Annotated in this window: 9 protein-coding genes; 3 read left to right on the plus strand and 6 right to left on the minus strand. The window is 73.1% G+C overall.

The features are described 5' to 3' along the window. Nucleotides 1-19: 19 nt before the first annotated feature. A complete protein-coding gene (locus tag D3A60_RS00355; protein WP_119716750.1) occupies nucleotides 20-2,203 on the plus strand; it encodes a prolyl oligopeptidase family serine peptidase in 2,184 nt (727 codons plus the stop codon). A 21-nt stretch (nucleotides 2,204-2,224) separates the two neighbouring features. Here the strand turns inward: D3A60_RS00355 and D3A60_RS00360 are convergent, their stop codons facing one another. From D3A60_RS00360 to acs, 3 genes are all read right to left on the minus strand, one after another. After that, nucleotides 2,225-3,469 (minus strand): alpha/beta fold hydrolase, encoded by a 1,245-nt coding sequence (locus D3A60_RS00360; RefSeq protein ID WP_119716751.1) that lies wholly within the window; start codon nucleotides 3,467-3,469, stop codon nucleotides 2,225-2,227. Nucleotides 3,470-3,639: 170 nt separating this feature from the next. Continuing rightward, on the minus strand, nucleotides 3,640-4,317 hold the full coding sequence (locus tag D3A60_RS00365) for a response regulator transcription factor (RefSeq protein WP_119717464.1): 678 nt from the start codon (nucleotides 4,315-4,317) through the stop codon (nucleotides 3,640-3,642). A gap of 16 nt (nucleotides 4,318-4,333) precedes the next feature. Continuing rightward, nucleotides 4,334-6,286, minus strand: a complete 1,953-nt coding sequence (acs, locus tag D3A60_RS00370; RefSeq protein ID WP_119716752.1) for an acetate--CoA ligase — start codon at nucleotides 6,284-6,286, stop codon at nucleotides 4,334-4,336. 228 nt (nucleotides 6,287-6,514) lie between these two features. On the opposite strand from acs, the gene D3A60_RS00375 reads away from it, so the two are divergent. Then, nucleotides 6,515-7,945 (plus strand): DcaP family trimeric outer membrane transporter, encoded by a 1,431-nt coding sequence (locus D3A60_RS00375; protein WP_231120343.1) that lies wholly within the window; start codon nucleotides 6,515-6,517, stop codon nucleotides 7,943-7,945. A gap of 12 nt (nucleotides 7,946-7,957) precedes the next feature. Beyond that, nucleotides 7,958-9,619 (plus strand): MFS transporter, encoded by a 1,662-nt coding sequence (locus D3A60_RS00380; RefSeq protein WP_119716753.1) that lies wholly within the window; start codon nucleotides 7,958-7,960, stop codon nucleotides 9,617-9,619. Between the two features lie 102 nt (nucleotides 9,620-9,721). On the opposite strand, the gene D3A60_RS00385 is transcribed toward D3A60_RS00380, so the two are convergent. The 3 genes from D3A60_RS00385 to D3A60_RS00395 all read right to left on the minus strand — a co-directional run bounded on the left by D3A60_RS00385 (nucleotide 9,722) and on the right by D3A60_RS00395 (nucleotide 15,693). Further along, on the minus strand, nucleotides 9,722-10,705 hold the full coding sequence (locus D3A60_RS00385) for a diguanylate cyclase domain-containing protein (protein ID WP_231120344.1): 984 nt from the start codon (nucleotides 10,703-10,705) through the stop codon (nucleotides 9,722-9,724). Then, nucleotides 10,702-15,207, minus strand: a complete 4,506-nt coding sequence (locus tag D3A60_RS00390; protein ID WP_196778597.1) for a PAS domain S-box protein — start codon at nucleotides 15,205-15,207, stop codon at nucleotides 10,702-10,704. Before D3A60_RS00390 ends, D3A60_RS00385 begins: the two co-directional genes overlap by 4 nt. Before the next feature lie 108 nt (nucleotides 15,208-15,315). Beyond that, a complete protein-coding gene (locus tag D3A60_RS00395; RefSeq protein ID WP_119716756.1) occupies nucleotides 15,316-15,693 on the minus strand; it encodes an EF-hand domain-containing protein in 378 nt (125 codons plus the stop codon). Nucleotides 15,694-15,697: the final 4 nt, after the last annotated feature.

A 15,697-nucleotide genomic window follows, 5' to 3' on the forward strand; every position in this document is an offset into this window, starting at 1 on the left:
AACGCACGGGGATGACTGCATGAACGACGCAAGCGCACGCCGGCTTCGCCACGCCCTCGCCGCGACGCTGGCGTGCGGCCTCATCGCCGGCGTCGCGATCGCCGCGCCGCCGCGGCCGCCGCCGCCGCGCGTCGAGGCGGTCGTCGACACGGTGCACGGCGTACGCATCGCCGATCCGTACCGGTGGATGGAAGCGGGCGGCGCCGACTTCGACGCGTGGACGCGCGCGGAGGCGGCGCATGCACGCGCCGTGCTGGATACGATCGACGGCCGCGTCGCGCTCGGCGAGCGCATCCGCGGGCTCGACCGCCCAGGCCGCGCGATCCAGGACCTCCAGGTGCGCGGCGACCGCTGGCTGTACCGGCGCGCGGATGGCGACGGCGCGCTGCAGCTGCTGGTACGCGACGGCGCGCAGGGGCGCGAGCGCGTCGTCGACCTGATGGCCGCCCTCCCCGCAGCCGACGGGCCGTGGTCGGAGGTCGCCGCCGCGCGCGTGCTGTCGCCGGACGGCCGCCACCTGGCGTTCGGCACGACGCAGAAGGGCGAAGAGTTTCCGACCCTGCGCGTGTACGACCTCGTCGCGAACCGGCTGCTGCCCGACGCGATCCGCTGGCCGCTGTGGGCCGACTCCAACGGCTTCCGCCCGCGCTGGCTCGCCGACGGCTCCGGCTTCTTCTACGTGCGTCGGCCCGACGCCAGCGACGCGATGGACAACACCGCGCGCGCGCGCCGCGGGCAGGTGTTCGTGCACCGCCTCGGCACGCCAGTGGCCGACGACCGCGCGCTGTTCGGCCACGGGCTCACCGCCGGCATCGACGAAGCCGACACGCTGTACGTCAACGGCGAGCCGCACCCGCGCTGGCTGTCGATCTGGCGGCGTAAGCCGTCCGGGCTGGAGCTGTGGATCGTCGACCTCGACGCCGCGGGGGGCACCGCGCCGCCGCCGTCGCGACGGGTGTGGTCGTCCGACATCCGCGTACCGGGCTTCGGCGTGCGCGGCGATTTCCTCTATACCGCCGACGCCGCGGGCAGCCCGCGCTTCCGCGTGGTGCGCTACGACCTGCGCGAGGCCGCGCCGCAGCCGCAGGTGGTGCTGCCGCAGCAGGAGGGCGTGCTGACCCAGCTGGCCGTTGCGGCCGACGGCGTGTACGCGGTCGAGTCGCTGCTGAGCCAGGCGCGGCTGCACGTGATCGACGACGCCGGCGCGCGCGCGATCGCGCTGCCGGCCGGCGTGGTCGAGTCGCTCGCCGTCGGCGTCGAGGGCCGCGGCGCGTGGCTGTCGCAGGTCGACTGGCTGTCGCCGCGGCGCGGGTGGCTGGTGGACCCGGGCGACCGGGCGCCGCGTGCGTCCGCGCTCGATGCCGGCAGCGACGCGACGCCACTCGACGCGCGCACCGAGCTGCGCTGGGCGATCGCCCGCGACGGCGAGCGCATTCCATACACGCTGGTGCGCACGGCCGGCGCGCGCGACGACGGCGGCGCGTTCGTGATGATGGACGGCTACGGCTGCTTCGGGGTCAACAACACCCCGTTCTACTGGCCGTCGCTGCAGGCGTGGCTCGAACGCGGCGGCGCGTTCGTGCGCGTCGCGCTGCGCGGCGGCGGCGAACTCGGCGCCGACTGGCACCGCGCCGGCCGCGACCGCAACAAGCCGGCCGCGTTCGAGGATGCGATTGACGTGGCCAAGGACCTGGTGCGCACCGGCGTCACCCGCCCCGGCCGCATCGGCGCGACCGGCGGCAGCTGCGGCGGCATGACGATGGGCATGGCCGCGCTCGAGGCGCCGCACCTGATCGGCGCGGCGGTGCTGTCGGTCGGCGCGTTCGACCAGCTGCGCATGGCCGACCGCTCCGCCGCGGGCGCGCGCAGCATCCGCGACATCGGCGACCCGGCCACGGCCGAGGGCGTGCGCCGCATCACCGCGCTGTCGCCGTACCAGCAGGTGCTCGACGGCGCCCGCCGCCCCGCGTTCCTGATCGGCAGCGGCGCCACCGACTACACGATCCCGCTGTGGGTCGGCGGCAAGTTCGTCGCCCGGCTCAACGCCGCCGCGCCCGACGGACCGCCGGTGCTGTGGGACATCAAGTGGGAGGGCGGGCACAACGCCGGCGTCGACTACGTGCAGCTCGACACCGACCAGTTCGCGTTCCTGCTCTGGCAGCTCGGCCACCCGGATTTCCAGCCGCGGGCCGCCGCGCGCTAGCGACGACGTGCGCCGGGCGGCCTAGCGCGCGTCGAGCCCCGAGCACGTTGCCGGCGCGGGCTTGCCGGCGAAGCGGTCGCGCGTCCACGCCATCAGGTCGGCGGTGTACGGCGAGTCGGGCGCGACGACGCTGAGGTGGTCGCGCCCGGGGTAGCGGCGGTAGTCGATCGCCTGGCCGGCCGCGCAGCGCCGGGCGACGAACGCGCGCTGCACGTCGGGCAGCACCAGGTCGTCGGCGTCGCCCTGGGCCAGCAGCACCGGCACGCCGATGCGCGCGTCCGGCGTGTTCTGCGCGAGCCGCTCGCCGAGCGCGCCGCCGGCCGGGTCGCGGGCGAAGATGCTGCCGCCGGCGGCCATCGCCTCGGCCACCGACAGCAGCGACTGGCGACCGGCCAGGCAGCGGCCGGCCATGTCGCGCGCGAGCCATCGCGCTTCGGGCCGCGTGTACGCGTCGAAGTCGACGTCGTCGTAGTGCGCGTCGTAGGCCTGCAGCACGTACGAGGTCATGATCCGGCCGACCGGCGCGTCGGCGATGCGGCGGATCATCGCGCGCAGGTCGCTGGCCGGCGCGACCGCGGCGACCGCGACGACGCCGGCATCGGGCGCATAGCCGGGCGCGCGGATCGCGGTCCACAGCGCGGCGTTGCCGCCCTGCGAATGGCCCCACACCACCGTGACCGCGCCAAGTGCGGCCGACTCGACGGCGCGCGCGGCGCGCACCGCGTCGAGCGCCGAGCGGGCCTGGCCCTCGCCGATCAGGTACGGGTGCGGCCCCGGCGTGCCCTGGCCGACGTAGTCGGTGGCGACGATCGCCCAGCCGGCGGCAAGCGCCGGCTCGAACGCCGGCACGTTGGCGAACGGTGCGTCGAGCAGCGATGGCGCGCAGCCCGGCATCACGCCGGTGGTGCCGTGGGTCCACGCGACGACCGGTCGCGGCGTCGCCGCGGGTGCGGCCGGGACGACGACGATCGCGCTGGCAATCGCCGGCGCGCCGGCGTCGCGGGTGGTCGTGTACAGGATCCGCCACGCCTGCGCCCTGGCCGGCACGCCGCGGGTGAACGGCTCGCTGCGCAGCAGCGCGCCGGGCCGCGCGGGCACGTCGTCGGGCGGCACGTAGAACGCTTCGGGCGCGACCGGGCGCGAGTAGAACCACCACGCGGCGAGCAGCACCACGATCAGCGCCAGCAGCGACAGCAGCGCGCGGCGCAGCGATCGCGGCAGGCGGGCGTCGGCGCGCAACGGACGGGCGGTCGGCTTCGTCTGCATCGTCGGGTCCCCGGGGCGTAGGGGTCGGCCGGAGGACGGTCCGGCGCGCCTGCGCCGATGCTGAACCGGGAGCGCCAGCGCAGCAAGCGGGCGGCGAAGGATCTGCTGGCGCCGTCGCAGCGTGCGCCGCGGGAGCGCGACGGGCGGCGCGGCACGGCGGCCCGGCGGCGCTACTCGGCGTCTTCGGGCGGCAGCACGATCGCGCCCGGGTCCAGCGCCAGGCGGCCGGCGATCAGCACGGCCTGGGTGCGGTTGTTGGCGCCGAGCTTGCGCAGGATCGCGGTGACGTGGGCCTTGACCGTCGCCTCCGACACGCCGAGCTCGTAGCCGATCTGCTTGTTGAGCAGGCCGGCCCCGAGCATCTGCAGCACGCGGAACTGCTGCGGGGTGAGGTCGCGCAGCCGCTGCGCGGCGTCGTGCTCGTCGGCGGCCGCGGCCGGCGCGGTGAACGCGGCCGGCGGAGCCCAGCGGTCGCCGTCGAGCACGCGCTCGATCGCCTCGCCCAGCTGCGCCGAATCGGCCGACTTCGGGATGAAGCCCATCGCGCCGTGGTCGAGCGCGCGGCGCATCACCGCCGGCTCTTCGCGCGCGGACACCACGACGATCGGCAGCTGCGGGTGCAGCGCGCGCAGGTGCACCAGCGCGCTGAACCCCTGCGCGCCGGGCATGTTGAGGTCGAGCAGCAGCAGGTCGGCGTCGGGCTCGCGCTCGACCAGCGCGTGCAGCGCGTCGACGCTGTCGGCCTCGTGCAGGCGCGCGTCGGGCACCACGCGCGCGACCGCGCCGCGCAGCGCCTCGCGGAACAGCGGGTGGTCGTCGGCAACGAGGATCACGGGCGAGGACAGCATCGGCATGCGCCCGAGGCTACGGGACCCGGCGCTCGCGCACCAGCGAATCGACCACCGACGGGTCGGCCAGCGTGCTGGTGTCGCCGAGCTGGTCGGGTGCGTTCTCGGCGATCTTGCGCAGGATGCGCCGCATGATCTTGCCGCTGCGCGTCTTCGGCAGGCCCGGCGCCCACTGCAGGTGGTCCGGCGTGGCGATCGGCCCGATCTCCTTGCGTACGTGCGCGACCAGTTCCTTGCGCAGTTCGTCCGACGCCGGCTCGCCGGCGATCAGCGTCACGTACGCGTAGATGCCCTGGCCCTTGAGGTCGTGCGGGAAGCCGACGACCGCGGCCTCGGCGACCTTCGGATGGCTGACCAGCGCGCTTTCCACCTCTGCCGTGCCGATGCGGTGGCCGGACACGTTGATGACGTCGTCGACGCGTCCGGTGATCCAGTAGTAGCCGTCGGCATCGCGGCGGCAGCCGTCGCCGGTGAAGTACGTGCCCGGGTACGTGCGGAAGTAGGTGTCGATGAAGCGCTCGTGGTCGCCGTACACCGTGCGCATCTGCCCCGGCCACGAGTCGAGCAGCACCAGGTTGCCCTCGGCCTCGCCGTCGAGCACGCCACCGTTGGCGTCGACCAGCGCCGGCTGCACGCCGAAGAAGGGCTTGGTCGCCGAGCCGGGCTTGAGGTCGATCGCGCCGGCCAGCGGGGTGATCAGGATGCCGCCCGTCTCGGTCTGCCACCACGTGTCGACGATCGGGCAGCGCGAATCGCCCACCACCTCGTGGTACCAGCGCCACGCCTCGGGGTTGATCGGCTCGCCGACCGTACCGAGCAGCCGCAGCGACGCGCGCGAGGTGCGCTGCACCGGCTCGTCGCCGTCGCGCATCAGCGCGCGGATCGCGGTCGGCGCGGTGTAGAAGATCGTCACCTGGTGCTTGTCGATGACCTCCCAGAAGCGCGACACCGTCGGGTAGTTCGGCACGCCCTCGAACACCACCGCGGTCGCGCCGTTGGCCAGCGGTCCGTAGACGATGTAGCTGTGGCCGGTGACCCAGCCGACGTCGGCCGTGCACCAGTACACGTCGTCCTCGCGCAGGTCGAACACCGACTCGTGGGTGTAGCTGGCATAGACCAGGTAGCCGCCGGTGGTGTGCAGCACGCCCTTGGGTTTGCCGGTGGAGCCGGACGTGTACAGGATGAACAGCGGGTCCTCGGCGCTCATGCGCTCGGGCTCGCAGGTCAGCGGCTGGCCCTCGACGACGGCGTCGTACCAGCGGTCGCGCGGCATCTGCATGTCGACCGCCGCGTGCGTGTGGCGGACCACCAGCACGGTCTCGACGCTGTGGGTGCCGGGCATCTTCAGCGCGGCGTCGACGTTCGCCTTCAGCGGCACCTTCTTGCCGCCGCGCAGGCCTTCGTCGGCGGTGATCACCAGCTTGCTTCCGCAGTCGGCGATGCGGTCGGCGATGGACTGCGGCGCGAAGCCGCCGAACACCACCGAATGGATCGCGCCGATGCGCGCGCACGCCAGCATCGCGACCACGGCCTCGGGGATCATCGGCAGGTAGATCGTGATGCGGTCGCCCTTGCGCGCGCCGAGCGCGCGCAGCGCGTTGGCGAGCCGGCACACGCGCGCGTGCAGCTCGCGGTAGCTGATCGCCTGCGCCGGCTGCGCCGGGTCGTCGGGCTCGAACAGCAGCGCGGTCTTGTCGCCGCGGGTGGCCAGGTGGCGGTCGAGGCAGTTGACGCTGGCGTTGAGCTCGCCGTCGGCGTACCAGCGGATGTGGAAGTCGTCGAGCGCGAAGCTGACGTCCTTGACCTGGGTCGGCTTGCGCATCCACTCCAGACGCTCGCCGACGCGGCCCCAGAACTTGTCCGGGTGCGCGACGGACTCGGCGTACATGCGCTCGTACGCGGCCGCGTCGATGCGCGCCTGCGCGGCGAACGTGGGCTGGACCGGGTAGACGGGGGACGACGGGCTCATGGCGCACTCCAGGACGCGACGGGCGCCGCCTGCGCGGCGCGGATGGAACCCCGAGTGTGCCGCATCGCCCGCGCGGCACGCCGTCCGCGCCGCTAGACCTTGGTCGTAACCCGCGGCGGCTTCGACCAATGGCTAGGTTCGACCAATGGCGAATGGTTGTGCAGCGCAGTGCGGTCCCAGTCTCCGTCGGACCGCGCGATCGGCGTGGCGTTCCTTGGGAGGGGATACATGACCACCAGCACGACATCGACCCGGGCCTCGACCACCGCGCGCCGACGGCCGCTCGCGGCCGCGATGCTGGTCGCACTCTGCCTGCCCGGACTGGCGTTCGCGCAGACGGCGAAGGAGCGCGAACTCGAAGCGCGCATCGCCGAACTCGAGAAGATGGTCCAGCAGCTCGCCGCGCAGCAGCAGCAGACCCAGGGCCAGGTGACCGAGGTCAGGGCCGCGCAGGCCGCGGCGCCCGCCGCGCCCGCCGCAGCGACCGCACCGGCGGCCGCACCGGCGGCCGGCAAGGCGATCCAGCCGACCACGATCATGACCGCGGCCAATCCGAACACCGCGTTCTCGTACGGCGGCTTCATCAAGCTCGACGCGATGGCGACCGACACCAGCGACGGCAAGATCGCCGACGGCTCGTCCGGCCGCCTGTTCTACCTGCCGTCGGCGATCCCGGTCGGCGGCGCCACGGCCGAGGGCGGCGACGCCTACACCGATGTGCACGCGCTGTTCTCGCGCTTCTGGTTCTCCGCCGACCACACCACCGAGGGCGGGCAGAAGGTCAAGGCCTACATCGAGGCCGACATGTTCGGCGGCGGCAGCAACGCGCTGGTCGGCAACGAGACGGCCACCAACACCTACGCCGTGTCGCTGCGCCAGGCCTACGTCAGCTACGGCAAGTGGCTGGCCGGCCAGACGTGGTCGAACTTCATGGACACCGCCGCGCTTCCGGACGCGGTCGACTTCGTCGGCCCGACCGACGGCACGATCTTCGTCCGCCAGGCGCAGCTGCGTTACACCACCGGCGCGTGGTCGTTCTCGGCCGAGAACCCGCAGACCACGGTCACGCCGTTCCAGAACGCCGGCGCGCGCTTCAACACCGGCGACAACTTGATGCCCGACCTCACCGCGCGCTGGATCACGCGCGGCGACTGGGGCCACTTCACCGTCGCCGGCATGGCGCGGCAGTTCAAGTACGAGAACCTCGTCACCGGCGTCGAGGACACCTCGACCGGCGGCGCGGTCAGCGTCTCGGGCAAGTTCAACCTCGGCAAGAGCGACGACCTGCGCTACGCGGTCAACGCCGGCAGCGGCATCGGCCGCTACCTCGCGTTCGGCCTCGGCAGCGACGTGGTGCAGGCGGCCGATGGCTCGCTCGAACCGCTCGACGGCTACGGCGGTTTCGTTTCGTGGCGGCACGTGTTCAACCCGAAACTGCGCACCAACCTGATGTACTCGGCCGCGCACTTCGACAACGACAAGGCGCTGACCGGCTTCGGCGTGACCGAGCGCGCGCAGTCGATCCACGCCAACGTCATCTACTCGCCGTTCCCGAAGCTCGACGTCGGCGCCGAGCTGATCTATGGGCAGCGCTCGCTGGAGGACGACCGCGAGGGCGACCTGCGCCGCCTGCACACCACCGTCAAGTACAGCTTCTAAGGGGCATACCTCATGGCAACCACTGCAGCTTCCGCGCCTTCGAGCGTGCCCCTGACCCAGGGGCACAAGAAGGTCATCTTCGCGTCCAGCCTCGGCACCGTGTTCGAGTGGTACGACTTCTACCTGTACGGTTCGCTGGCGGCAATCATCGCCAAGCAGTTCTTCAGCGGCGTCAACGAGACCACCGGCTTCATCTTCGCGCTGCTGGCGTTCGCGGCCGGCTTCGCGGTGCGTCCGTTCGGCGCGCTGGTGTTCGGCCGCCTCGGCGACATGATCGGGCGCAAGTACACGTTCCTGGTCACGATCGTGATCATGGGCTTCGCGACGTTCCTCGTCGGCATCCTGCCCAACTACGCCACGATCGGCATCGCCGCGCCGATCATCCTGATCGTCCTGCGGCTGCTGCAGGGCCTGGCGCTCGGCGGCGAGTACGGCGGCGCGGCGACCTACGTGGCCGAGCACGCCCCGCACGGCAAGCGCGGCCTGTACACCAGCTTCATCCAGACCACCGCGACAATCGGCCTGCTGCTGTCGCTGATCGTGATCCTCGGCGTGCGCGAGACCGTCGGCGTCGAGGCGTTCGAGGCGTGGGGCTGGCGCATTCCGTTCCTGCTGTCGATCGTGCTGCTCGGCATCTCGGTGTGGATCCGCCTGCAGCTGTCCGAGTCGCCGCTGTTCCAGCAGATGAAGAACGAGGGCAAGCTGTCGAAGGCGCCGCTGACTGAGAGCTTCTTCTCCAAGAACGGCCGCATCGTGCTGCTGGCGCTGCTCGGCGCGACCGCCGGCCAGGCGGTGGTCTGGTACGCGGGCCAGTTCTACGCGATGTACTTCCTGACCCAGTCGCTGAAGGTCGACGCGACCACGACGTGGCTGCTGATCGGCGGCGCGCTGATCATCGGCACGCCGTTCTTCGTGTTCTTCGGCTGGCTGTCGGACAAGATCGGCCGCAAGAAGATCGTCATGGCCGGCTGCCTGATCGCGGCGCTGACGTACTTCCCGCTGTTCAAGGCGCTGACCCACTACGCCAACCCCGCCATCGGCGAGGCCAGCGCCAGCGCGCCGGCGCGCGTGATCGCCGACCCGGCCACCTGCTCGTTCCAGTTCGACCCGATCGGCAAGAAGGTGTTCAACAGCTCGTGCGACATCGCGACCTCGGCGCTGGCCAAGGCCGGCGTGCCGTACACGGTCGAGTCCGCACCGGCCGGCAGCATCGCCCAGGTCATGATCGGCGACGTGCAGACCGCCAGCTACGAGGGCGCCGGGCTCGACAAGGCGCAGGCCAAGGTCGCCGCCGACCGCTTCCTCGGCGAGCTCAAGCCGGTGCTGACCGCCGCCGGCTACCCGGAGAAGGCCGACGGCGCGCGCATCAACAAGCCGATGGTGCTGCTGATCCTGACCATCCTGGTGCTGTACGTGACGATGGTCTACGGGCCGATCGCGGCGTGGCTGGTCGAGCTGTTCCCGACCCGCATCCGCTACACCTCGATGTCGCTGCCGTACCACATCGGCAACGGCTGGTTCGGCGGCTTCCTGCCGACGATCGCGTTCGCCTTGGTCGCGGCCACCGGCAACATCTACTACGGCCTGTGGTACCCGATCGTGATCGCGCTGATGACGTTCGTGATCGGCTCGCTGTTCCTGCGCGAGACCAAGGACGTCGACATCACCGAGTGAGTGCGCTCCCCGCGGGCCTTGGCCCTCGCGACGACGCCGGCGCAAGCCGGCGTCGTCGTTTCGGTGGGTCGGGATCGCGCGGCGTGCGGCGGGTTTCCCGGATCAGTCGCCGGCGACCGCGATCCGGGCGCGGCCGTCGCGCTTGGCCGAGTACAGCTGCGCGTCGGCGGCCTTGAGCAGGTCGGCCGGCTTGCCGCCGTCGGCCGGCGTCGCCACCGCGACGCCGATGCTGGCCGACACCGAACCGTGCGGGCTGGCAGGGTGGCCGATGCGCAGCCGGCCGATGGCCTGCTGCACGCGTTCGGCAACGCCGAGCGCACCGGCGGACTCGGTCTCCGGCAGGATGCAGCCGAACTCCTCGCCGCCGAGCCGCGCCGCGAGGTCGCCGGGCCGGCGCATCGCGCTGTCGATCGCGACGGCGACCGCGCGCAGGCAGTCGTCGCCGGCGAGGTGGCCGACGCTGTCGTTGAACGCCTTGAAGTGGTCGATGTCGATCATCAGCAGCGCCAGCCGGGTGCCGCTGCGGCGCGCGCGCTGCCATTCGGCTTCCATGCGCTCGTCGAACTGGCGCCGGTTCGGCAGCCCGGTCAGGCCGTCGGCGGTGGCCAGCCGGCGCAGCAGGTCGGCCTGGTGCTTCAGGGTCAGGTGCGCGCGCACGCGGTTGCGCACGGTGCGCGCGTTGATCGGCTTGGTGATGAAGTCGACGGCGCCGACGTCCCAGCACGCGGCTTCCTCGTCGGGGTTGTTCTGGCCGGTGACGAACACCACCGGGATGCCGCGCAGCTCCGGATCGGACTTGATCCGCCGGCACACCTCGAGCCCGTCCATGCCGTGCATCACGACGTCGAGCAGGATCAGGTCGGGCGGGGTCTGCTGGCAGAACGCGAGCGCCTGCTCGCCGCTGGTCGCGGCGAACACGTCGTGGTCGTCGGCGAACACCGAGAACAGCGCGTGGATGTTGACCGGCTGGTCGTCGACGACCAGCAGGCGCGCGCGCGGCGGCGGCGAGAACGCGGCCACCTCGGCTCCGCCGGCGGCAGCGGCGGCGGGGTCGGGCTTCGGGTCGATCACCGGGGGCGGCATCATCGGGATGTGGCGTCGCGTCGTTCGAGCATCGGGGTCAGCGCCGATCGTGCCGCACTGAAGTCCATCCGGCCAATCGCCTCGCCGACCGCGCGCGCGGTGCCCGGATCGTGCGCGGCGACGACCGGCTCCAGGTCGCCCCACAGGGCCAGCGCGCGCAGGTTCGAGTCGGCCAGCAGCGCGGCCAGCGACTGCAGCGCGGCCGGGTCGAGCGTGTGCGTCGAGGCCGCCGGCGGCGGCGCCGCTTCGGCATGCGCGTCGCGCCAGCCGTCGATCGCCGCGCGCAGCGCGTGCATTTCCCCGCGCAGGCGCTTGACCCGCGCCAGCACGACTAGGCCGCCGCTGGCCTGGGGCGCCTCGTGTTCGATCTCGGCCGCCGCGCGCGCCAGCCGCGTGCCGCCGATCGTCGCGGACACGCCCTTGAGCGTGTGCAGCTCGCGCGCGGCGACGTCGTGCGCGCCGCCGGCCAGCGCCTTGCCGTACGCGTCGAGCCGCGCGGCGACGTCGTCGTCGAAGCGGTCCAGCGCGGCGCGGAAAGTGGCCACCTTGCCGCCGAAGCGCGCGATCGCCGCATCCGGCTCGAACACCGGCGCGTCGGCGGCCGGCGGCGGCGGCTCGACCGGCTCGCTCGGCGCGGGCGACGGGCTCGACGCCGCGGCGCCCGGTGCGCGCCCGGTCCAGCGCTGCAGCAGCGCGACCAGCGCGTCGAGGTCGAACGGCTTGCCGATGTGGTCGTTCATGCCGGCGGCGAGCGCGGCGTCGCGGTCGGACGGGCGCACGTTGGCGGTCATCGCGATGATCGGCAGCGTGCCGATGCCGAGCCGGCCGCGGATCTGCCGCGTCGCGGTGTAGCCGTCCATGCCGGGCATCTGGATGTCCATCAGGACCACGTCGAAGCGGTGCGCCTCGCCGACCAGCGCGCGCAGCGCGGCGTGGCCGCCGTCGGCGATCTCGACCCCGGCGCCCTCGCCGGTCAGCAGGTCGCGCACGACCAGCTGGTTGACCGGGTTGTCCTCGACCACCAGCACGCGCAGGCCGTCGAGCCTGCCGGTGCGCAGCGTGCCGGTGGCCGCGATCGCAGGCTCGCCCGCCGGATCGGGCGTGGCCGCCGTGCGCGGGGCGTGCACCGACGCGGCGAGCATGCTCGCGGTGATCGGCTTGACCAGGTAGCTGTCGAGCGGCGACGGCTCGTCCTCGGCGCGACGGTCGAGCAGTTCGCGGCCCTGCGCGGTGACCATCGCGACCAGCGGCGCGTCGCCCTGCAGGCCGCGCTCGCGGATGCGTTGCGCGGTCTCCCAGCCGTCCAGCCCGGGCATGCGCCAGTCGAGGAACACCACGTCGAACGTCTCGGCCGACATGCGCGCGCCCTCGAGCCGCGCGAGCGCACGCGCGCCGCTGTCGACGGTCTCGACCGTCCAGCCCAGCGCGCGGCCGAGTTCGCTGATCGACTCGCGCGCGGTGCGGTTGTCGTCGACGACGAGCACGCGCAGGCCCGGGGTCGCCGCCAGCAGCGCAGCCTCGGTGGCCTCGGCCGGCACCGCGACGGGACTCGCGTCGCGCTCGAACGGCACCTCGAAATGGAAGCGGCTGCCGCGCCCGCGCTCGCTGTCGACGCGCAGCTCGCCGCCCATCAGCTGCACCAGCCGGCGGCTGATCGCCAGGCCGAGGCCGGTGCCGCCGAAGCGCCGCGTGGTCGAGGCTTCGGCCTGCGAGAAGCCCTCGAAGATCCGCTCCAGGTGCTCGGGCGCGATGCCGATGCCGGTGTCGCGCACCTCGATGCCGACCGTCACCCGTTCGCCGTCGTCGGCGACCTGGCGCAGGCACACGACGACCTCGCCGAACGCGGTGAACTTGATCGCGTTGCCGGTCAGGTTGATCAGCACCTGCTTGAGCCGCATCGCGTCGCCGACCAGCCGCGGCGGCAGCGCCGGGTCGACGTCGAACACCACCTCGATGTCCTTGTCGGCGACGCCGGCGCTGACCAGCACCGAGATTTCGTGCAGCAGCGGCTGCAGCTCGAACGGGTGCGGGTCCAGCACCTGCCGGCCGGCCTCGATCTTGGAGAAGTCGAGGATGTCGTTGATCAGCCCGAGCAGCGCGCGCGCGGCGGTGTCGGCCTTGTCGGCGTAGTCGAGCTGGCGCGGCTGCAGGCCCGAGCGCTGCAGCAGCTGCAGCATGCCGATGATCGCGTTCATCGGCGTGCGGATCTCGTGGCTCATGTTGGCCAGGAAGTCGCTCTTGGCCGCGCTCGCGCCCTCGGCCGCGGCCAGCGCCTGGCGCATCGCGTCCTCGACCTCGCGCTGGCCGGTGATGTTCTCGACCAGCGACCAGAAGTGCAGGCGGCCGTTGAGGCGCAGCGAGACGCCGTTGAGGCGCACCGGCACGCGGGTGCCGTCCTTGCGCATGTACTGGGTTTCGTACGGGCCGTAGCGCCCGGTGCGGCGCGCCTGCTCGATCGCCGCGCGCTCCTTGGCCTCGAGCCCCGGCACGGTCAGCGCCTCGTAGTCGCGCTGGCGCAGCTCGTCGTCCTCGTAGCCGACCAGCGCGCGGAACGCCTCGTTGAACTCGACGAACCGGCCGCGCGCATCGGTCAGCGCGATGCCGACCGGCGACAGTTCGAACAGCCCGCGCAGCTTGCGCTCGCTGACCTCCAGCGCCTCCTGCCGGGCCAGCGCGTCGCGCCGGTCGACGGCAATGCCGACGTAGCCCAGCAGCATGCCGTCCTCGGCGCGCATCGCGGTGACCGTCAGCAGCACCGGCACGCGCGTGCCGTCGCGGGCGATGAACGTCCACTCGCTGGTCTCGTAGCCGCCCTGCTGCACCCGCGCGACGAACACATCGAAGCCCGGCTGCACCGGGCGCCCGAGGTCCAGGCTCAGGCGGGTGGCGCGCTCGGCCATCTCGGCGCGGTCGTGGAACAGCGCCGGCGTGTCGCGGCCGACCACTTCGGCCGCCGCGTAGCCTAGGATCGCCTCGGCGGCCGGATTGAACAGGGTGATCGTGCCTTCGGTGTCGGTGGCGATGATCGCGTAGCTGGCGCTGTCGAGGATCGCGCGCTGCAGCGCGCCGACCGATGCAAGTTCCTCGTTGCGCTGCAGGACCTCGTCCTCGAGCGCGGCCTGCTGCTGCTGCAGGCGCGCCTCGGCGTCCTTGCGCTCGCCGATGTCGCGCAGCGTCATCGCGATCACGTCGCCCTGCAGGCCCGCGCGCAGCACGCTGGCGTTGAGGTCGACGTAGACGAGCCCGCCGCCGCGGTGGCGGCGGATCGTCTCGAATCCGGTGATGCGCTCGCCGGCGCCGGCGCGCGCGAGCAGGAACGCGTCCTCGGCGACGCGCTCGGCCGGCACGACCAGGTCGACCAGCGAGCGGCCGATCGCCTCGTCGGCGCTGTAGCCGAACATCCGCGCCGCGGCGGGGTTCCATTCGAGCACGCGGCCGGCGGGCGTCACGCCGATGATCGAGTCGGCCGAATCCTCGACCAGCGCGGCCAGCCGCTCGCGGTGCTCGCGCAGCCGCGCGCCGCCGGCGCGCAGGCCCAGCGCGAACGCGACCAGCACCGCCAGCAGCAGCGCGAACAGGCCGGTCGACAGCGCGGTCCGCCACACCGGTGGGCCCACCTCGCGCATCAGGCCGGGCGTGGCGAACACCTCGAGCTGCCAGCGGCGGCCGTACAGTTCGATCGTCACCGCGTTGCCGATCGTGTCGGGCGCCTGCGCCGCGCCGTACAGCAGCACGGCCGCGCCGTCGGTCACGTCGCTGATGCGCAGGTCGGGCGCGTCGGCCTCGCGCGCCCCGGTCGCGAGCAGCTCGTCGACGACGATCGGCGTGTATGCCCACCCGACCGTGCGGCGCAGGCGCGCCTCGCGCGTGGCGGGCGCGTCGGATCCTTCGTAGACCGGCAGCAGGAACAGCAGCCCGCGGTTGCGCGCGCCGGAGGCCTGCACCAGCGTGATCGGGCCGGTCAGCCGCGGCTCGCCGCTGGTCATCGCCTCGATCGCCGCCTGCCGCCGGTTGGGTTCGGAAGCGATGTCGAGCCCGATCGCCTCGGTGTTGGGCGCCTGCGGCTCGATGTACTGGATCACGAAGTGCTCGCCGTCGTGCGGCGCCAGCTCGCGGATGCGGAAGTCGCGCCAGCCGTCGCGGCGCGCGGTGGCGGTGAACGACGGCCCGGCCCCCTCGGGCAGGCGGCGGATGAAGCCGAACCCGCGCGATCCGGGGAACTCGCGTTCGAAATCGCGCGAGCGCGCGTAGCTGCGGAACCGCTCGCGGGTGATCGCGCGCGGCGTCGCGGCAATCAGTGCGCCGCGGGTGCCGCGCAGCCCGGTCTCGAACGCGGCGACGCGGCGGACGATGTCGCTGGTGACGGCGCGCGTGTCCCGCTCAAGGTGGCGCTGGGCGGCGTCGCGGTTCTGGATCGCCTGCCACGCCGCGCCGAGGCCCGCGCCCACGAGCGCAGCGCCGGCGACCGCCAGCAGCGCATTGCGTCCCAGGAATCGACGTGCCACGGATCGCCCCGTCGCGGCAGAGGACTGCAATCTAGCAGAGGCCGCCGGCCCGGGCCGTGGACGCCGTCACTGTGGCCACCCGCGCCGTGGCTGCCGAGCCGCTGCGCGCTACTGCGGCGGCGCGGCCAGTTCGCGGGCGTCGAGCCAGCCGTCGCGGTTGCGGTCCTGGCGGCCGAACGTGACCGCCAGCGCGGCGCGGTGGTCGGCCAGCGCGATCGGCTTGCCGCGCCCGCCCGGCAGCTCGGCCGCAGAGAGCACGCCGTCGCCGTCGCGGTCCATCCGCGCGAACGCGTAGCCCATCCAGTCCTGGAACTCGGCCAGCGAGACGCGGCCGTCGCGGTCGGCATCCATCCGTGCGAGGTACTCGCCGGTCGCGGTCACCTGCGCCGGCGAGGCGAGCGGCAGCAGCGCGCCGACGGCCGCCAGCGCGATCCACAGCGCGCGCGCGCCGTGCGGCGCGGGGCGGATGCGGCCGGTGGCGGTCATCGGC

The sequence above is a fragment of the Cognatilysobacter tabacisoli genome, assembly GCF_003586305.1.
Lineage (GTDB): Bacteria > Pseudomonadota > Gammaproteobacteria > Xanthomonadales > Xanthomonadaceae > Cognatilysobacter_A > Cognatilysobacter_A tabacisoli.